We start from the raw sequence: 19,657 nt of genomic DNA, 5'->3' as shown, positions 1-19,657 counted from the left end.
TTTGGACAAATATAAAAGCAATCCGGAAACTAGCCTTTATTTATTACTTTTGCGGCCTATTATTTTGTTCGATCCTAACACATTATATGATCCCAATTCAAATGGTGGATACTCGGCGACAGTACCACAAGATCAAAGAAGAAATTGACGCTGCAGTTTTATCGGTAATGGAAAGTACGGCATTCATTAATGGTAAAATTGTCGGAGAGTTTGCTACAAATCTGGCTGACTATCTGGGCGCAAGACACGTCATCCCTTGTGCCAATGGTACCGATGCACTTCAAATTGCGCTGATGGCGCTTGGGCTGAAGCCCGGCGACGAAGTGATCACGCCATCTTTCACGTATATCGCGACCACAGAAGTAATTGCCCTGCTGAACCTCGTACCGGTATTTGTGGAAGTAGATAAAAAGACTTTCTGCCTGGACCCGGATGCGGTTGAAAAAGCCATCACGGCCAGGACCAGGGCAATAGTTCCTGTACACCTTTTTGGTCAGGCGGCCGATATGGAAAGGATCATGGAAATTGCGGACCGGCATCATCTTTACGTAGTTGAGGATAATGCACAAGCGATCGGATGCGAAATCCGCTTTGGCAACGGTACGGTAAAAAAGTCTGGCACCATCGGACACATAGGTTGTACTTCGTTTTATCCCAGTAAGAACCTCGGAGCGTTTGGCGACGGCGGAGCACTGTGCACCAATGATGATGACCTGGCGTTGAAAATCCGGATGATCGCGAATCACGGGCAGTCAAAACGCTACTACCATGATCGGGTTGGCTGTAATAGCCGGCTCGACAGTATTCAGGCTGCCATACTGAATATCAAGCTAAAACACCTTGATGAATATGGCCGGGCCAGACAGGAAGTTGGGATGTTTTACGACAAAGCCTTTTCGGAGAGCGACAAGATCCTGACGCCGGCAAAAGCGGATTATTCGAGCCACGTATATCATCAGTACACGGTGGCCTTGAATGGTGTGGACAGGGATGGATTGATCGGATACCTTGCCGGTAAACAAATTCCTGCCATGATTTACTATCCGGTCCCCGCTCATAAACAAAAAATGTTTTCTGGTTCCTTGCTTAAGTTGCCAGATCTGCAGGTAACCGACTGGCTATGTGAACGGGTGGTTTCATTGCCCATTCATACAGAAATGGATGCAGAACAATTGAATTATATTGCCCAGGCTGTTCTGGAATACACAGATAAATAAAATGAATTTGTTTGATGAACTTGTGAGGAAGGAAACCAGACTGGCAGTACTCGGACTGGGTTATGTTGGACTCCCAATAGCGCTAGCCTTTGCCAAAAAAATATCTGTGATCGGGTTTGATATTAATCCGCAGCGCCTCGGCTTGCTAAAGCAGGGAATAGACCCGAGTAACGAACTTTCGCGGGAGGAGTTTGAAGGGTGTGACATAAAATTTACGGACTCTCTGGATGATTTAAGGGAGGCGAAGTTTTACATAGTGGCCGTTCCAACTCCTGTAGATGACCGGAAAACACCTGACCTGCGCCTTGTATTGAAAGCCTCAGAGACCATCGGAAAGGTACTCAAGAAAGGCGACTACGTCGTATTTGAATCCACCGTTTATCCGGGTTGCACCGAAGAAGACTGCCTGCCTGTGATAGAAAAAGGTTCGGGTCTTAAAGCGGTCGAAGAATTTAAGCTGGGATATTCGCCGGAGAGAATTAATCCCGGCGATAAAACGCATACCCTGTCAAAGATTGTGAAAGTCGTGTCGGGATGTGATACTGAATCGTTGGAGGAGATCAGCAGGGTTTACGAATTGGTGGTGAGCGCGGGTATCCATAAGGCTTCATCCATTAAAGTGGCTGAGGCAGCAAAAATTATTGAAAACACGCAGCGCGATCTGAATATCGCGCTCATGAACGAATTATCGCTCATCTTTTCAATTATGGATATCAATACCTTTGAAGTGCTGGAAGCCGCCGGTACCAAATGGAATTTCCTGAATTTTCAGCCCGGCCTTGTGGGTGGACATTGTACTGGTGTCGACCCTTATTATCTCACTCATAAATCCACCAAGATGGGATACCGCCCGGAAGTGATCCTCGCGGGAAGAAATATCAACGACCGTATGGGACGCCATATTGCTGAAAAAGTCGCCAGGCACATCCTCAGTAATGGCACTCAGATCTCAGAAGCGAAAGTGCTGGTGAAAGGAGCTACTTTTAAGGAAAATGTGACTGATATTCGCAACAGTAAAGTAGCAGATCTGGTAAAAGAGCTGCAGGAATATTCACTGAAAGTTGATGTGGAGGATCCATACGCGGATTCCAGGGAAATGAAAAAGGAGTATGGCATTGACCTGGTTGACAAAATCGCCGACAATTATGATGCGGTGGTGATTGCCGTTCCGCATAAGGAATACCTGGAACTGGATGATGGCTATTTTAGCTCAATAACAAAAAATGGGGCTCTGATAGCCGACCTGAAAGGAATTTATAGAGATAAAATCAACAACAGGCACTATTTTAGTTTGTGAGAGAGTGCTGATGAACGAATTCATGGGTGCTGAAATGATTCGGTAACCCTCACTTTTATTCAGTTAATATGACCATTACATCTACGCCCATTGAAGGATTGTTAATTTTCGAACCCGTTGTTTTTGAGGATCAAAGGGGTTATTTTTTTGAAACTTTTTCTGAAAAGTGGTTTGCCGATGCCGGTATAAACTGCTCTTTCGTGCAGGATAATCAATCCTTTTCCTATTATGGAGTTATCCGCGGACTGCACTACCAGCTTAATCCGCATGCGCAGTGCAAGCTGGTTCGTGTGGTGGATGGTACTATATTGGATGTAGCAGTAGATCTCAGGCGGGGTTCACCAAGTTATGGGCAGGCTTTTTCTCTGGAATTGTCCGCACAGAATAAAAAGCAATTGCTGATCCCGAAAGGATTTGCCCACGGATTTTCTGTGCTGAGCAAAGAAGCGATGGTCTGCTACAAATGTGATGAGTTTTACTTTAAGGAAAGCGAAGCAGGAATCGTTTATAACGATCCGGAACTAACTTTAGACTGGAAAATACCCCCTGGCGAAGAGCTGGTTTCCGACAAGGATCGGTTGCTTCCTTTGTTCAGGGATTGTAACAATAATTTTAATTTCTGATGGAAACAAAAATGCGCAAGATCCTGGTTACCGGGGCCAACGGGCAACTGGGATCTGAACTCAGGGATCTGGCAGGGAAATATCCGGCATTTGATTTTCTTTTTACCGATTATCAGGAACTTTCTATTACGGACAGAGAAGCGGTAAAGAATTTCTTTGAGGGCTATCGGCCGGATTATTGTATCAACTGTGCCGCATACACCGCTGTTGACAAGGCGGAAGACCCGGCTGAGAGACCAAAGGCAGAAGATTTAAATGCTAACGCCGTTGGTTACCTGGTAGAACAATGCAGAGAATTCGGGACGCGGTTTGTGCATATTTCAACGGATTATGTATTTGACGGGCAAGGGAATAAACCCTACAACGAAAACGATCAGCCCGCACCGGTCTCTGTTTATGGGAAAACGAAACTGCTTGGTGAAAAAATTGCTATGCAGTATGATAACACGGTTGTCATTCGTACCGCATGGGTTTACTCTTCCTATGGAAAAAACTTTGTGAAGACCATGTTGAAACTGATGTCAGAAAAAAAACAGATCAGCGTGGTCGGCGACCAGCACGGTTCGCCCACAAGCGCCGCGGATCTGGCATCCGTTATCATGAACATCATATCCGGGGAACGATGGGTGCCGGGTATTTATCATTTCACTAACGCAGGTCAGATCAGTTGGTATGATTTTGCGGTTGCTATCCGGGATATAACGCATTCGGACTGCGAAGTCATTGCCATCGGAACAGCAGACTATCCGACACCAGCTAAAAGACCTGCCTGGTCCGTGCTGGACAAACGAAAAATACAGGAAGTATACCAGATCGATATACCCGACTGGAGGAAAAGTCTGGTGAAAGTTCTCAACCGCATAGGAAAGTCACAAGCGTAAAATAGCTGTTTCAACTGGCAAGGGCACTACACCACATTCCCGGTACGCCTAAAAATACCTGCTGATCAACCGATTTACTTGTAACAGGGGAACGCAGATTACAGTTCAAGATAGTTTTTCAGCTTATGAAAGGAATCATTGGTCTGTGCAACCAGCGCGCTGATTTCCTCTATGGTGGAAAAATTTCCTTTTTCGCGACGATACCTGATGATAAGATAGGCCAGTTTTGCGCTAATGTAGGGATGGGCATTCAATTGTTCATAACCCGCTGTATTCAAATTCAACTTCGTAAGTACCGGGTCATTGATGATCAGGTATCTCCGGATATTCTGAAAAGTTGAATCGGGGACTCCATAAGTCTCACCAACCTGTTCAATTGCGTAAAATCCCCCCAGTTTATTCCGGAAATTAACAATACGTGCTGCTAACCGGCTGCCAATGCCGTACAAGGTCTTGAACTCAGTGGTGTCTGCTCTGTTTATGTCGATGACTTTGGGCGCTGGATTCGGTTTATAAGTTGTACGCTGATGGTTTTGTTCGTAGCCTCCGTTATTCCTGGTTGTGAACTTTGTTCGGTTGACGGTTGTAATAGTTATGTAGGGGAGTAATCTCAGGTACTCAGCCCGGCGTAATCCGTATATTTTCTCAAGGTCTTCAGGATTTCTAAACTTTCCGCCCTTGTTTCGGTAATTGATCAGGGTGCTGATAGTCCGGTCACGCAGCCCGAGTTCCCTGAAACCGGATTCTGGTAAGGTATTAGGATCAAATTTGAATAACTTACCTGAAGGACGGTCGGGAGTATACGAATTTTCTGTCCGGTCGAACCGGAACTGATCGGCGTTATCATCCTGACCATCAGGATTCGGCTCTGTTCTTCTTTTATTGAGGTCGTCGGCGGCTTTGGCAAGCCCGCTTTCGACGGGCGTGATTTCCCTGATTTGTTGCCGGTTCAGAAAAGGCAAAAGAGTCAGTACCAGGATCACCAGGGTCAGCAGGACCATCGCGACCCGTTCCTTTTTAGAGAATGACAGGTAATCGGTCAGGAAATGTCTGAGCTTATTCATGGCAGAGGCAAAGGATAAATATAAAGAAAAGTTTAACATTTTCCTAACCGATTATTGGGATATTTTCGGGAAAGTTTGTCACTGATAATCAATCGGTTAGGATTGAATTTAGGCAACAAAATATTTTTTGGCAAGATTATAGTGGTGAATTTATTTTTTTTGCCTTATTTTTCGTAACTTTGCAGTCCTTTTATTTTGGCCAATAAAATTTTGACTTTACAGAACATGTTCAAGTGATTGAATTTCAATGGGTTTCTTTTTTAAATAAGAAGAAGCCCTAGTCCTGTTTTGTGCATAGTCAATCATTAAAACGGTATAAGAAATATGTCTGCTACAAAAGTGAACGCAAGAATTGACTTCGGAAAGATCAAGCATTTAGCTGAAACACCTGACCTTCTTGAAGTACAAATCCAATCCTTTAAAGAATTCTTCCAACTCGAAACGACGCCTGATAAACGAAATATTGAAGGGCTTTTCCGCGTGTTTAAGGATAATTTTCCCATCACCGATACCCGAAATATTTTTGTTCTTGAATTTCTGGATTATTTTATTGATCCGCCACGTTACTCCATTGACGAGTGTATGGAACGGGGTCTGACCTATGCAGTTCCGCTGAAAGCAAAGCTGCGCCTGAGCTGTAATGACGAAGAGCACGTTGATTTCCAAACGATCGTTCAGGATGTGTTCCTTGGAAACATACCTTACATGACGCCGCGCGGTACATTCGTAATCAACGGTGCCGAGCGGGTGGTGGTTTCACAGTTACACCGCTCACCCGGCGTGTTCTTCGGGCAGTCGATTCACCCGAACGGTACAAAAATCTATTCAGCCCGCGTTATTCCTTTCAAGGGCGCCTGGATGGAGTTTGCTACCGATATCAACAACGTGATGTACGCATACATCGACCGGAAGAAAAAATTCCCGGTGACAACATTGCTACGCTCTATCGGCTACGAAACCGATAAAGATATCCTTGAACTTTTTGGAATGGCCGATGAAGTGCCTGCCGACAAGAAATCTATGGAGCAGCACCTCGGTCAGAAACTAGCAGCCCGCGTTCTGCGTACCTGGGTTGAAGACTTTGTAGATGAAGATACAGGTGAAGTTTCGTCCATCGAAAGAACGGAGATCGTGCTGGAAAGGGATACCGTGCTGGATGATCTGGCGATTGAGCAGATTGCCGACCTGGAAGTGAAAAGTATATTTGTGCAGCGTGAGGACGTAGGCGGAGATTACGCGATCATCTATAACACACTGAATAAAGATACCTCCAACACTGAGCTTGAAGCAGTTCAGCTTATTTATAAACAACTGAGAGGAGCGGACGCACCGGATAACGAAACAGCCCGCGGTATCATCGACAAATTGTTTTTCAGCGATAAACGGTATGATCTCGGGGAAGTTGGTCGATACAAGATCAACCGCAAACTGAATATGGAAGCTCCCCTGACACAAAAAACGCTGAGCAAGGAAGATATTATTGAAATTATTAAATACCTGGTGAGACTCACCAACGGAAAGGCCGAGATTGACGATATTGATCACCTCAGCAACCGTCGAGTAAGAACCGTGGGTGAGCAATTGTACGCTCAGTTCGGTGTCGGTCTGGCCAGGATGGCACGTACCATCCGCGAGCGTATGAACGTGAGGGATAATGAAGTGTTCACACCGGTTGATCTGATCAACGCTAGGACCCTCTCGTCTGTCATCAATTCGTTCTTTGGAACTTCCCAGTTGTCACAATTCCTCGATCAGACCAACCCGCTTTCAGAGATCACACACAAGCGTCGTATTTCAGCACTCGGGCCAGGTGGTCTTAGCAGGGAAAGAGCTGGATTTGAAGTGCGTGACGTTCACTATTCACACTATGGCAGGCTGTGTACCATTGAAACGCCTGAAGGACCGAATATCGGTCTGATTTCAACCCTCTGCGTACACGCCAAGATTAATGAGATGGGCTTCATAGAAACTCCATACCGCAAAGTGGAAAACGGAAAGGTGAACATGAAGCAACTGGAATTACTGAGTGCAGAAGAAGAGGACGATGCAAAGATCGCGCAGGCAAATGCGCCTCTGGACGATGAAGGAAGATTTATAAATGATAAAGTGGCGAGCCGCGAAACCGGCGATTTCCCAATACTCGATAAAGAAGAAGTGGAGTATATGGATGTGGCGCCTAACCAGATCGTTGGACTTAGCGCCTCACTGATCCCGTTCCTGGAACACGATGATGCCAACCGCGCACTGATGGGTTCCAACATGCAACGTCAGGCTGTTCCTTTGTTGAGACCCGATGTGCCTATTGTTGGTACCGGCCTCGAAGGTAAAGCAGCGAGAGACGCCAGAATCCAGATCCATGCTGATGGAAACGGCGTGGTTGAGTTTGTGGATGCAAACGAAATTCATGTTCGCTATGACCGTGACGTGAATGAAAAACTCGTAAGCTTTGAGGAAGACCTGAGGGTGTACAAGCTCACTAAATTCATGAAAACGAACCAGGAAACCTGCATCAACCTGAAACCAGCCGTTAAAAAGGGACAAAAAGTAAAAACGGGCGATTTTCTCACAGAAGGATATGCAACCAAGAGCGGTGAGCTTTCACTCGGTAAAAACCTGAAGGTGGCATTTATGCCCTGGAAGGGATACAATTTCGAGGATGCCATCGTGATCAGCGAAAGGGTTGTGAAGGAAGACCTCTTTACTTCGATACATATTTCAGAATATGAACTGGAAGTGAGAGATACTAAACTGGGAGAAGAAGAACTCACTTCCGATATTCCAAACGTATCTGAAGAGGCTACCAAGGACCTGGACGAGAACGGTATCATCCGTATCGGCGCACAGATTAAGGAAGGCGATATCCTGATCGGAAAAATCACTCCGAAGGGAGAAAGTGATCCTACTCCGGAAGAAAAGCTCCTGAGAGCGATCTTCGGAGATAAAGCAGGTGATGCCAAAGACGCCTCTCTGAAAGCGCCGAATGGCGTGGAAGGTGTGGTCATTGGTAAAAAATTGTTCCAGCGTGCCAAGAAAGATAAAAACGCCAAAGTGCGTGAGAAAACAGCGATAGAAAAACTGGACAAGATCCACGAGAAAAACGAACAGGACCTGCTGGCTGTTTTGCAGGGCAAACTGGAAACGCTTCTCGAGAATCAGGTTTCTGCGGGAGTGATGAACAGTTTTGAAGAAGTGGTGATTGGCAAAGGAGCCAAGTTCAATTCCAGAAATCTGTCGCAATTGGATTATGCCAATGTCAATCCGCTGAACTGGACGCAGAATGAAGGTATTAATGCACAAATAAATACACTCCTGCACAACTATAATATCAAGTTCAACGAAGAACTTGGTAGGTACAAGCGCGAGAAATTTAATATTTCCATTGGAGATGAATTGCCCGCAGGTGTTCTGAAACTTGCTAAAGTTTACCTGGCAGTTAAAAGGAAACTGAAAGTGGGTGATAAGATGGCAGGCCGGCACGGTAACAAAGGCATCGTTGCCAAGATCGTGCGTCAGGAAGATATGCCTTTCCTGGAAGACGGGTCACCGGTAGATATCGTCCTCAATCCGCTTGGTGTACCAAGCCGGATGAACCTCGGTCAGATCTACGAAACAGTACTAGGCTGGGCAGGTAAAGAACTCGGCGTGAGTTTTGCGACGCCAATTTTCGACGGTGCGGAACCTTTCGAAATTCAGAAGTTCTGCGAAGATGCCGATATTCCAAGATTTGGACATACACACCTGTATGACGGTGAGACCGGCGAGCAGTTCCACCAAAAGGCAACTGTGGGCGTGATCTATATGATCAAACTTCACCACATGGTAGATGATAAGATGCACGCTCGTTCCATCGGGCCGTACAGTCTGATCACCCAGCAGCCTCTTGGCGGTAAAGCGCAGTTCGGCGGACAACGTTTTGGTGAAATGGAAGTTTGGGCACTGGAAGCATACGGTGCATCCAACATCCTTCAGGAATTATTGACCATCAAATCCGATGATATCATAGGTCGTGCAAAAACTTATGAAAGCATCGTGAAGGGGGATAATATTCCAAGAGCCGGTGTTCCCGAATCATTCAATGTGCTGGTGCATGAGTTAAGAGGTCTGGGTCTGGACCTGAATTTTGATTAACCCGGCAGGAAACTGAACTCCTGAAAAGCTCAGTCTCAGAAACGAGGTCTGAGCCCGGAAAAAATCTCAAAAAAGAAATCATAAATCTCAAATTAGTTTATGGCTACTAAAAAAGATAATCGTCCTAAAGCTGCATTTTCAAAGATAACTATTGGTCTGGCATCCCCCGACTCCATCCTGGAAAAAAGTTTCGGTGAGGTGCTGAAGCCCGAAACCATTAACTACCGGACTTATAAACCTGAGCGCGATGGCTTATTCTGCGAAAGAATATTTGGCCCCGTAAAGGATTATGAGTGTGCCTGCGGAAAGTACAAACGTATTCGTTATAAAGGTATTGTCTGCGACCGCTGTGGGGTAGAGGTGACCGAAAAGAAAGTGCGGAGAGAAAGGATGGGACATATTAAACTGGTTGTTCCGGTTGTACATATCTGGTATTTCAAATCCCTTCCCAATAAAATTGGATACCTGCTGGGAATGAGTTCAAAGAAACTCGAAACCATTATTTATTACGAAAAGTATGTCGTAATACAGGCTGGTGTGCGGGAAGACAAAGGACTGAAATACGGCGATATGCTGTCCGAAGAAGAGTATCTGGACATCCTGGATGCGCTTCCAAAAGAAAACCAGTACCTGCCGGATGACGATCCGAATAAGTTTATCGCAAAGATGGGAGCAGAAGCGGTTCATGACCTGCTGGCCAGGATTGACCTGGATCAGTTGTCTGCCGACCTGCGAAATTCTGCCGCAACCGAAACTTCTCAACAGCGGAAGGCAGATGCATTGAAAAGACTTAGTGTGGTAGAAGCATTCCGCGATGCCAATACCCGTATCACGAATCGTCCGGAATGGATGGTGATGCAGTATATCCCGGTTATTCCGCCGGAACTGCGCCCGCTTGTTCCACTGGACGGCGGCCGTTTTGCTTCTTCTGATCTTAACGACCTATACCGCAGGGTTATCATCCGTAACAATCGTCTTAAAAGATTGATGGAGATCAAAGCTCCCGAAGTCATCCTTCGTAATGAAAAAAGGATGCTGCAGGAAGCCATTGATTCGCTGTTTGATAATTCCAGGAAATCCAATGCAGTGAAGGCTGAAGGCGGACGCGCGCTCAAATCGCTGAGCGATGTGCTGAAAGGTAAACAAGGACGTTTCCGTCAGAACTTATTAGGTAAGCGTGTTGACTATTCTGGTCGTTCTGTAATTGTGGTTGGTCCCGAGCTGAAGCTTCACGAATGCGGATTGCCCAAAGACATGGCAGCCGAATTATTCAAACCATTTATTATTCGCAAACTTATTGAAAGAGGTATTGTAAAAACGGTGAAATCTGCCAGGAAACTGGTGGATAAGAAAGAAGCCGTGGTTTGGGATATCCTCGAAAATATTCTGAAGGGTCACCCTGTGATGCTCAACCGTGCCCCAACACTGCACCGGTTGTCTATCCAGGCGTTTCAACCTAAGCTGATCGAAGGCAAAGCTATCCAGCTTCACCCATTGGTTACTGCAGCTTTCAACGCCGACTTTGACGGTGACCAAATGGCCGTTCACGTACCACTGAGCAACGCTGCTATCCTGGAGGCCCAGTTACTGATGCTGGCTTCGCACAATATTCTCAACCCGCAGAACGGTACACCCATCACGCTGCCTTCTCAGGACATGGTGCTTGGACTTTACTATATTACCAAAGGAAAAAAATCAACGCCCGAAGAAACGATGAAAGGGGAGGGTAAGGCCTTCTATTCCGCCGAAGAAGTGATCATCGCTTACAATGAGAAGCAGATTGATTTACATGCCTGGATTAAGGTACGGACTCACGTGAGGACTGATCAAGGAGAGATGGTTTATAAGTTATTAGAAACAACAGTCGGGCGCGTGATTTTCAATCAGTTTGTTCCGGTAGAGGTGGGATTTGTGAATGCACTGCTGACTAAGAAGAACCTCAGGGAGATCATTGGTGATATTATTGAAATTACTAATGTTCCAAAAACCGCGAAATTCCTGGATGATATCAAGCAACTGGGATTCCGTACCGCTTTTCAGGGCGGACTCTCGTTCAGTATCAATGATCTGATCATTCCCGCAATCAAAGAAGAGTTGTTGGAAAATGCTAAGAACGAAGTCGATGAGGTTTGGGACAACTATAACATGGGATTGATCACCAACAACGAGCGTTATAACCAGATTGTAGATATCTGGAGCCGTGTGGATACCAGGCTGACGGAAACACTGATCCGCGAGCTGAGTGCCGATAAACAAGGTTTCAATTCCGTTTACATGATGCTTGACTCAGGTGCAAGAGGAAGTAAACAACAGATCAAACAGTTGGCAGGTATCAGGGGTCTGATGGCCAAACCGCGAAAATCAGGATCCACGGGTTCTGAAATTATTGAAAACCCGATTCTTTCCAATTTCAAGGGCGGATTGAACGTGTTGGATTACTTTATCTCCACGCACGGTGCCAGGAAGGGTCTTGCAGATACAGCACTTAAAACGGCTGATGCAGGTTATCTGACCCGCCGGTTGGTCGATGTGGCACAGGATGTGGTAATCACGGAAGAAGACTGTGGAACGTTGCGCGGGATTAATATTTCAGCGCTGAAAGATAACGAAGACATTATCGAGAACCTGGCTGACAGGATTGAAGGCCGTACTTCGCTTCACGATGTGTACGACCCGCAATCAGATGAAATGATCATTGAGGCAGGTACAGAGATCTCAGCGGACATTGCCAAAAAAATTGAGGAAGCAGGTATTGAATCGATTGAGATCAGATCTGTGTTGACCTGCGAAAGTAAAAGAGGTTGTTGCGTGAAATGCTATGGAAAGAACCTTGCCTCAGGAATACTGGCGCAGCAAGGAGACGCCGTAGGTATTATCGCTGCCCAGTCCATTGGTGAACCGGGTACGCAGCTTACCCTGCGTACATTCCACGTGGGTGGTGTGGCAGGTTCAGCCTCAGTTGATTCAACGCTTATTGCCAAGTTTGAAGGGAATGTGCAATTTGATGGTGTTCGCTCCGTAGTGACCACAAATAACGAAGGTGACGAAATCAGGGTCGTGATTGGACGTACCGGCGAGGTTCGTATTATCGATACCAAGAATGACCGGCTGCTCAGTACAAATAATATTCCTTATGGATCAACGCTGTTGGTTAAAGACGGACAGAAGGTCGTTAAGGGTGAGGCTATCTGTTCCTGGGATCCTTACAATAATGTGATTGTTGCTGAGACCGATGGGGTGATGAAGTATGAACACGTCATTGAGGGTGTTACTTACCGGGAGGAAGCAGATGAGCAAACAGGTCACAGGGAAAAAGTGGTTATTGAGACCCGCGACAAAACAAAGATCCCTTCCATTGTTGTAGAGGGTGTTGACACTAAATCTTATAACTTGCCTACGGGTAGCCATATTATCCTGGACGAAGGCGATGATGTGAAAGCCGGTAGCGTTCTGGTTAAGATACCCAGGATCATGGGTAAACTGAAGGATATTACGGGTGGTCTGCCGCGCGTAACGGAACTTTTTGAAGCAAGAAATCCAAGTAATCCGGCCGTCGTGAGCGAAATAGATGGTGTCGTAACGATGGGTTCTATCAAGAGGGGTAACCGGGAGATTATCATTGAAGCCAAAGACGGCGTGACCAGAAAATACCTGGTTCCTTTGACCCGCCAGATCCTTGCTCAGGATGGCGACTTCGTTAAGGCAGGTACCGCATTGAGCGATGGTCAGATTTCTCCGCAGGATATTCTCGCTATTCAGGGGCCTTTCGCCGTACAACAATATGTTGTAAATGAAATCCAGGAAGTGTACCGCTTACAGGGCGTGCGGATCAACGATAAACATATCGAAGTGATCGTGCGACAAATGATGCGTAAAGTCAGCATCGTAGATCCGGGCGATACCAGGTTCCTGGAAGATGACCTGGTTGATAAATTCGAATTCGTAGATGAGAACGACTCAGTTTATGAAAAGAAAGTGGTTACCGAACCGGGCGATTCACAAAAACTCCGCGCTGGTCAGATCGTGAGCCTGAGGGATCTAAGAGAAGAGAACTCTGCACTTCGTAGAGCAGATAAAAAGCCTGTTGAATCCAGGGATGCACAACCCGCAACTTCAGCACCAACGCTTCTCGGGATCACCAAAGCTTCGTTGGGTGTTCAGAGCTGGATCTCCGCAGCGTCGTTCCAGGAGACGACGAAAGTATTGTCTTCAGCCGCCATTCACGGTAAAGCGGATGATATGCTCGGTTTGAAAGAGAACGTGATCACCGGACACCATATTCCTGCAGGCACAGGGCTGCGTGAGTTCGAGAACATGATCGTGGGAAGCAAGGAGGAATATGAGCTGCTGCAAATCACCAAGGAAGTTCAGTCCTTTGACGAGGAAGAATAGAATTAATTAAAGTTGATTATAGGAAGGGAGTGATGAAGGTCACTCTCTTTTTTTTGCGTACAACTTTGATACAACTATCGGAGCCCTGTTTCGGCAAGGTACAGCGCGGGATCTGATTATTTCACGAACCGTTTCATTTCCCGTTCCTGATCTTTTCGTTTCAGGGTTTCCCTTTTGTCGTAAAGTTTTTTCCCACGGGCAAGACCGATCTCCATTTTCAAAAGACCTTTGTCGTTTTCATAGATGCCCAGCGGGACAAGTGTATAGCCTTTCTCTTTGAGCTTGCCGTGAATTTTTCTGATTTCCTGTTTTCTGAGAAGTAATTTTCTATCGCGGTCTGGGTCATGGTTATTGACGGTTCCATGTGAATACGGTGAAATATGGAGGTTCCTCACCCATATTTCGCCCTTGTCAACCAGGCAATAAGCATCGTTGAAGCTGGCACGTCCCTGCCGGATAGCTTTCACTTCAGTGCCGGCCAGCACTAATCCGGTCTGGTACTTATCGTCAATAAAGTACTCGTGATATGCGGACTTGTTTTTTATGGAAATTTGGTTGCCGGCCATGTCAAAAATTATAAGGGAAACGATAGCCGGAGATCTGCCCGCTATGGGAATATCCCGCGGAAGTTCCAGGCCCCTGAATCGATAGTTAGTTTTTGAATAATCTTAATACGGTTGCCAGTTTAGATTTAAGCTCTTTCCGGTCAACGATGAAATCGAGAAAACCGTGCTCCAGCAGAAATTCAGAGCGTTGAAATCCCTCCGGAAGATCTTTTTTGATGGTCTCCCGAATCACCCTGGGCCCCGCAAATCCTATCAGGGCGCCCGGCTCTGCGATGTTCAGATCGCCCAGCATGCCAAAAGACGCGGAAATTCCCCCAAAAGATGGGTCTGTGAGCAACGATATATACGGCAACCTGGCTTCACTGAGCTGTACTAGTTTTCCGCTCGTTTTTGCCAGTTGCATCAGGGAAAAAGCACTTTCCATCATCCTGGCACCCCCACTTTTGCTAATCACCAGAAAGGGGAGGCGGTGTTCAATACAATAATCCACAGCCCGGGCAAATTTTTCGCCCATCACACTGCCCAGTGACCCGCCAATAAATTCGAAGTCCATACAGCCGATCACGATCCCGGCCCCTTCGAGTTTACCAACGCCAACCCGCATTGAATCTGATAGATTTGTTTTGCTCCAGATATCTTCCAGTCTTTTTTTGTAGGGCTTCAAATCTGTAAAACCGAGGAAATCCTGACTCCTGATATTACCAAAAAGCTCCGTAAAATCGTTGTTATCAAATAGGATCTCAAAGTATTGAAGACTGTTTATCCGGTGGTGATGCCCGCATTTGGGGCAAACGAAATTTAACTCCTTTAACTCCGAAATGGTGGAAATATAGTTGCATTTCGGGCACTTACTCCACAATCCTTCCTGCGTCTCTTTCTTATCTGAAGTTTTGGTCAGAATTCCCTTCTGAATTCGCCTGAACCAACTTGAATTGTTTTCACTCATTTGTTCTCCGCTTAAATCCACAGCGAAATCTTCTATTTCGTCTGCCATATTTTTTTAGCTTTTTAAGTGGTGATGTACAAATATAGGTATTGTTCAACAAAATCAAATTGGGAGTACTTTCAGTGAAATTTGTGCAGGAACGGCTATTGAAGACTCAGTTTTCCGGCCAGCCAGCTTTGCTTGACTGGAATGATCCATTCTTGTTCCAGTTTCGTTTTGGTGTCCACCAGGTTATTGAAATAAAGTGTGTCCGGTGAGATGAAATTATTTTCCAGCGCATAGGACACCTGGCTGTAAGGGATGACCTGTAAATCGTCCTTCACGACGAATGCCAGGGCGTTTCTGTCAAAAAAGTCCACACCCAACTGCTGTCCGAGCTCCCTGATGAATCTCTGTGAACTGTCTGTGCTGCATCCCCCGACATGGGTTTGGCTTTCGTCTGCGATCAGCACCAAAAATCTCCCGAAAAACAAATGTCCTTCTGCTTTAACGGCGTCGCCATGACTGAGCCAGACATTGGTAAATTTTTTGATTTGTTCGCCGGCTTCTATCGCTTCCGGTATGGTCAGCAATCTGGCTGCCTGATAAATCCAGACTTTTGAATTGGGTGAAAATCCGGGGTCTAATAAATGTTTGAAATCTAAATTCATGAAAATGACTTTAATTGTTCTAAATGCAATATAACAGCAGATCAGATCTTTTGTTGTGGTTTCTTTTTTTCTCTAGCCTGATCCCATTGCCAGAATTCAAAGGAATCACCGTATTTTTGGGAAGGGCATAAGGCATTAACAGCCTGACGTTCCGAAGATTCGGAATGCAATGACTCTTACCGGAGGAAGAAAACCAGGACAAACAGGAATTATTATTGTAACTCAATGTCAAAACATAGTATATGGAAAATGCGATTCAACAAAAAGTAGATCAGTGGCTCCAGGGAAATTACGACCAGGAAACCAAAGACGAGATTTTACGCCTGCAGCGCGAAGACAGCGCCCAACTGGCGGATGCGTTCTACCAGAATCTGGAATTTGGAACCGGCGGGCTGCGCGGTATTATGGGGGTGGGTACCAACCGGATGAATAAGTACACGGTGGGAATAGCCACACAGGGATATGCTAATTATTTGAAATTGAGTTTTCCTGGCGAAGAAATAAAAGTAGCCATAGCACATGACAGCCGGAATAATAGCCGGTTTTTTGCAGAGACCACGGCAAATGTGTTCGCAGCGAACGGTATACGCGTGTTTTTGTTTGAAAGTCTGCGCCCTACACCTGAACTTTCATTTGCCATTCGCACGCTGGCTTGCAAGGGAGGCGTCGTATGTACGGCGTCGCACAATCCCAAAGAATACAATGGCTATAAGGCTTATTGGGACGATGGCGCCCAACTGATCCCGCCACACGACAAAAATGTGATCAGCGAGGTGGAAAAAATTGCAACAGTCGACGATGTCAAATGGAAAGGGAACGAAGAAAATATTTCACTGATCGGTGAAGAAATGGACCGGCAGTACATTGAAATGGTAAAAGGGCTGAGTGTCTACCCCGAAGTCATCGAAAAACAGAAAGACCTGAAAATAGTGTACACGCCCATTCATGGGACAGGTATTACACTGGTGCCTGCCGTACTGGAAAGGTTCGGATTTAAAAATGTACATATCGTTAAGGAACAGGAAAAACCCGACGGTAATTTCCCGACCGTGATCTACCCCAATCCAGAAGAAAAAGAAACCATGAGTCTGGCGCTCGAGTACGCTGAAGAGCTCAACGCAGATATATTACTTGGAACAGACCCCGATGGGGACCGGGTAGGAATCGGCATTAAAGACAATCATGGCAACTGGGTGCTCATGAATGGCAACCAGACTGCTGTACTTGCGTTTAATTACGTCCTGGAAGCCAGGAGGACCAAGGGAATTGCCCAGCCAAATGATATGATCATTACAACCATTGTAACGACCGGTATGGCCGACGGACTGGCCGCTGGAAATAAAGTGGCCTGCTACAGAGTGCTGACGGGATTTAAATGGATCGCTGAATTGATCAGACTGAAAGAGGGTAAAGAAAATTATATCATCGGTGGAGAGGAAAGTTTTGGATTGATGATCGGCGACAAAATCCGGGATAAGGATGCGGTAAGCGCCGTAGCGCTCCTGTGCGAAATGGCCGCTTACGAAAAAGAAAACGGCAAAACGCTGTTTGAGAAGTTAGTTGAGCTTTATATACAATATGGATTTTATAAAGAAAAACTTATATCTATCACCCGGCAAGGAATGGACGGTCAACAGCAGATTGCTGCCATGATGGAGGCATACCGGAAGAACCCGCCAAAAGTGATCAACGGCTCAAAGGTTGTGAAGTTGCTCGATTATGAAAGCAGTAAAGGCATTAATCTGCACACAGGAGAGGAGTGGGTAATTGAACTTCCTAAATCCAATGTACTGCAATTTGTAACAGAGGATGGTTCACTCATTTCTGCACGGCCGAGCGGCACCGAGCCAAAGATCAAGTTTTATTTCAGTGTTAAAGAACCTCTGGAAAGGGCGGATCAGTTTGACGTAGTAGATAAACAACTTGAAGATAAAATTGAACATATTATCAGGGATATGAATCTGGCTTGATGAGAAAACTATTAATATCTGGTTTTCTGGTTGCCATGGTCTGCACTACGCAGGCTCAGCGAACGCAAAAGCCAGTCCTGCATGGAAAAAAATGGATGGCAGTAACTGGTAAAAGCCTTGCGGTGACTGCAGGTTCCATGATCTTTCAGCAAGGCGGCAATGCTGTGGATGCGGCCTGCGCGATGTTGGCGGCAACCTGCACCATGTGGGATGTTTTAAGTTGGGGAGGCGAGACTCAGTCGCTGATCTACAATCCGAAACTAAAAAAAGTAATCGCCATCAACGCACTGGGCGTAGCACCAACCGGCGCAACTCCGGAATTTTTCAAGAGCCGTGGACTGAACTTTCCGCCGGAGTACGGGCCCTTAGCGGCCGTAACCCCCGGCACTGTCGGAGGGCTATGTTATATGCTCGCAAACTATGGTACCATGAGTTTGAAGGAGGTCCTGGCGCCATCGATGGACCTCGCCTCCGGTTTTCCCGCAGATATTTACCTCGCAAACAGTGTTGCCAGGAATAAGCAGCGACTGAAAGAATGGCCCTATTCAAAGAAATTGTTTATCACCCGCCCGGGTCAGGAAACCGAAACGCCCGTGGCGGGCGAGATTTTCGTTCAACGCGATTTATTGAGGACCCTTGAAAAGATGGTGGAAGCGGAACAACTGGCACTAAAAAAAGGAAATAACAGGAAGCAGGCCATTCAGCAGGCAAACGACCGGTTTTACAAAGGTGATATAGCCCGCGAGTTCGTCAGGGGTTGTCGTGAACAGGGCGGATTGATCACCATGGAAGATCTGGCAAAATGGAAGCCTATCGAGGAACAACCGCTCCATACCAATTACCGGGGTATTGATGTGTATAAACTGAAGGCCTGGACACAGGGACCTGTGATGCTTCAATGCCTGAACATACTTGAAAATTTTGATCTGAAGGCGATGGGTTATAACAGCCCGAAGTACATTCATACATTATACCAAACGATGAACCTTGCGTTTGCAGACCGCGACTTCTACTATGGCGATCCTTATTATCCGCCTGAAGAACCAGTCGCCGGTTTACTCTCCAAGGATTACGCTCGCCAGCGTGCGGCTCTGATAAATTGGAACAGGAACGATCCGGACATTGGACCCGGCGATCCATATCCGTTTGAAGGCAGAACCAATCCTTATTTAGACCTGCTGAAGAGACGGGATTTTAATCCGGATTCATCTGAACGAGGGCCCGGGTTTGTTCCGGCTCATGATGCCCGCATTACCAAAGCTGACGAGGAAGCATACCAGGATCGATTGTGGCGGGGAACAACTTCAGTGGAAGCAGCGGATGCAGAGGGTTGGGTCGTGTCTATTACGCCCTCTGGAGGATGGGTGCCAGCCTGTATTGCGGGGAATACCGGTGTCGGTATGAGCCAGCGGATGCAAAGTTTTGTTCTCGATGCTGCGATCAATCCTTTCAATGTGGTTGCACCAGGCAAAAGGCCCCGGGTAACCCTGACGCCATCCTTAGCGCTGAAGGACGGGAATCCATTTCTCTCGTTTGCTGTACAGGGAGGCGATACACAGGATCAAAACCTGCTGCAGTTTTTTCTGAACGTTGTTGAGTTTGGAATGAATGTCCAGCAAGCAAGTGAGGCACCAAATATTAATACAAACCAGTTGTGGTTATCACTCGGCGGAACCAGAACCCAGGACCGGGCGCCAAGGCCGGGACATATTCTTTTAAGAACTGATACGCCTGCTACTGTCCGAGAACAGCTTAAGAAAATGGGTTATATTATGAAGTTTGAAGATCGTACGAGTGGACCGGTGAATGCAATTTACTTAGACCGAAACCATAAGACGCTATGGGGCGGAAGTAGTAATTATGGGGAAGATTACGGGATCGGATGGTGAGAAAGCTTTAATATAAACGGATTAACTAAATTTT

General features: G+C 46.3%; 12 protein-coding genes. 8 read left to right on the top strand and 4 right to left on the bottom strand.

Translation table 11 applies throughout. The annotated features are described in order from the left end of the window. Positions 1-86: 86 nt before the first annotated feature. The 4 genes from AC3WS5_RS06860 (at position 87) to rfbD (ending at position 4,018) form a co-directional block, all read left to right on the top strand. On the top strand, positions 87-1,217 hold the full coding sequence (locus AC3WS5_RS06860) for a DegT/DnrJ/EryC1/StrS family aminotransferase (RefSeq protein ID WP_492466529.1): 1,131 nt from the start codon (positions 87-89) through the stop codon (positions 1,215-1,217). Between the two features lies 1 nt (position 1,218). After that, positions 1,219-2,514, top strand: a complete 1,296-nt coding sequence (locus AC3WS5_RS06855; RefSeq protein WP_492466528.1) for a nucleotide sugar dehydrogenase — start codon at positions 1,219-1,221, stop codon at positions 2,512-2,514. Between the two features lie 68 nt (positions 2,515-2,582). After that, the gene (rfbC, locus tag AC3WS5_RS06850; protein ID WP_492466527.1) at positions 2,583-3,137 is read left to right on the top strand and encodes a dTDP-4-dehydrorhamnose 3,5-epimerase; all 555 of its coding nucleotides are present in this window, start codon (positions 2,583-2,585) and stop codon (positions 3,135-3,137) included. Continuing rightward, a complete protein-coding gene (gene rfbD / locus AC3WS5_RS06845) occupies positions 3,137-4,018 on the top strand; it encodes a dTDP-4-dehydrorhamnose reductase (RefSeq protein ID WP_492466526.1) in 882 nt (293 codons plus the stop codon). Before rfbC ends, rfbD begins: the two co-directional genes overlap by 1 nt. A 98-nt stretch (positions 4,019-4,116) precedes the next feature. Here rfbD and AC3WS5_RS06840 read toward each other — a convergent pair whose 3' ends face one another. Beyond that, positions 4,117-5,121 carry a ComEA family DNA-binding protein gene (locus AC3WS5_RS06840; protein WP_492466525.1) on the bottom strand — a complete coding sequence of 335 codons (1,005 nt, stop codon included), beginning with the start codon at positions 5,119-5,121 and terminating at the stop codon, positions 4,117-4,119. A 285-nt stretch (positions 5,122-5,406) separates the two neighbouring features. On the opposite strand from AC3WS5_RS06840, the gene rpoB reads away from it, so the two are divergent. Next, on the top strand, positions 5,407-9,210 hold the full coding sequence (gene rpoB / locus AC3WS5_RS06835) for a DNA-directed RNA polymerase subunit beta (protein ID WP_492466524.1): 3,804 nt from the start codon (positions 5,407-5,409) through the stop codon (positions 9,208-9,210). Between the two features lie 99 nt (positions 9,211-9,309). Further along, positions 9,310-13,602, top strand: a complete 4,293-nt coding sequence (gene rpoC / locus AC3WS5_RS06830; protein WP_492466523.1) for a DNA-directed RNA polymerase subunit beta' — start codon at positions 9,310-9,312, stop codon at positions 13,600-13,602. A 116-nt stretch (positions 13,603-13,718) separates the two neighbouring features. Here rpoC and smpB read toward each other — a convergent pair whose 3' ends face one another. The 3 genes from smpB to AC3WS5_RS06815 form a co-directional block, all read right to left on the bottom strand. Continuing rightward, entirely contained in the window at positions 13,719-14,168 is a 450-nt protein-coding gene (smpB, locus tag AC3WS5_RS06825) for an SsrA-binding protein SmpB (protein WP_492466522.1), read from the bottom strand. Positions 14,169-14,253: 85 nt separating this feature from the next. Further along, positions 14,254-15,162, bottom strand: coding sequence for an acetyl-CoA carboxylase, carboxyltransferase subunit beta (gene accD / locus AC3WS5_RS06820; RefSeq protein WP_492466521.1), 909 nt, complete (start codon positions 15,160-15,162; stop codon positions 14,254-14,256). A 95-nt stretch (positions 15,163-15,257) separates the two neighbouring features. Beyond that, a complete protein-coding gene (locus AC3WS5_RS06815) occupies positions 15,258-15,764 on the bottom strand; it encodes a hypothetical protein (RefSeq protein WP_492466520.1) in 507 nt (168 codons plus the stop codon). Between the two features lie 242 nt (positions 15,765-16,006). On the opposite strand from AC3WS5_RS06815, the gene AC3WS5_RS06810 reads away from it, so the two are divergent. Further along, the gene (locus AC3WS5_RS06810; protein WP_492466519.1) at positions 16,007-17,734 is read left to right on the top strand and encodes a phospho-sugar mutase; all 1,728 of its coding nucleotides are present in this window, start codon (positions 16,007-16,009) and stop codon (positions 17,732-17,734) included. Next, a complete protein-coding gene (locus AC3WS5_RS06805; protein ID WP_492466518.1) occupies positions 17,734-19,623 on the top strand; it encodes a gamma-glutamyltransferase family protein in 1,890 nt (629 codons plus the stop codon). The genes AC3WS5_RS06810 and AC3WS5_RS06805 overlap by 1 nt, the downstream gene beginning before the upstream one ends. Positions 19,624-19,657: the final 34 nt, after the last annotated feature.

The sequence above is a fragment of the Niabella sp. CPT15-335-S11 genome (assembly GCF_058792415.1).
The sequence above is the reverse complement of the archived record's forward strand: the minus strand, read 5'-3'. Positions and strand labels throughout refer to the sequence as shown.

Coding starts and splice junctions, on each gene's coding strand:
- AC3WS5_RS06860 (WP_492466529.1), top strand. CDS start 87: ATGATCCCAATTCAAATGGTGGATACTCGGCGACAGTACCACAAGATC.
- AC3WS5_RS06855 (WP_492466528.1), top strand. CDS start 1,219: ATGAATTTGTTTGATGAACTTGTGAGGAAGGAAACCAGACTGGCAGTA.
- rfbC (WP_492466527.1), top strand. CDS start 2,583: ATGACCATTACATCTACGCCCATTGAAGGATTGTTAATTTTCGAACCC.
- rfbD (WP_492466526.1), top strand. CDS start 3,137: ATGGAAACAAAAATGCGCAAGATCCTGGTTACCGGGGCCAACGGGCAA.
- AC3WS5_RS06840 (WP_492466525.1), bottom strand. CDS start 5,121: ATGTTAAACTTTTCTTTATATTTATCCTTTGCCTCTGCCATGAATAAG.
- rpoB (WP_492466524.1), top strand. CDS start 5,407: ATGTCTGCTACAAAAGTGAACGCAAGAATTGACTTCGGAAAGATCAAG.
- rpoC (WP_492466523.1), top strand. CDS start 9,310: ATGGCTACTAAAAAAGATAATCGTCCTAAAGCTGCATTTTCAAAGATA.
- smpB (WP_492466522.1), bottom strand. CDS start 14,168: ATGGCCGGCAACCAAATTTCCATAAAAAACAAGTCCGCATATCACGAG.
- accD (WP_492466521.1), bottom strand. CDS start 15,162: ATGGCAGACGAAATAGAAGATTTCGCTGTGGATTTAAGCGGAGAACAA.
- AC3WS5_RS06815 (WP_492466520.1), bottom strand. CDS start 15,764: ATGAATTTAGATTTCAAACATTTATTAGACCCCGGATTTTCACCCAAT.
- AC3WS5_RS06810 (WP_492466519.1), top strand. CDS start 16,007: ATGGAAAATGCGATTCAACAAAAAGTAGATCAGTGGCTCCAGGGAAAT.
- AC3WS5_RS06805 (WP_492466518.1), top strand. CDS start 17,734: ATGAGAAAACTATTAATATCTGGTTTTCTGGTTGCCATGGTCTGCACT.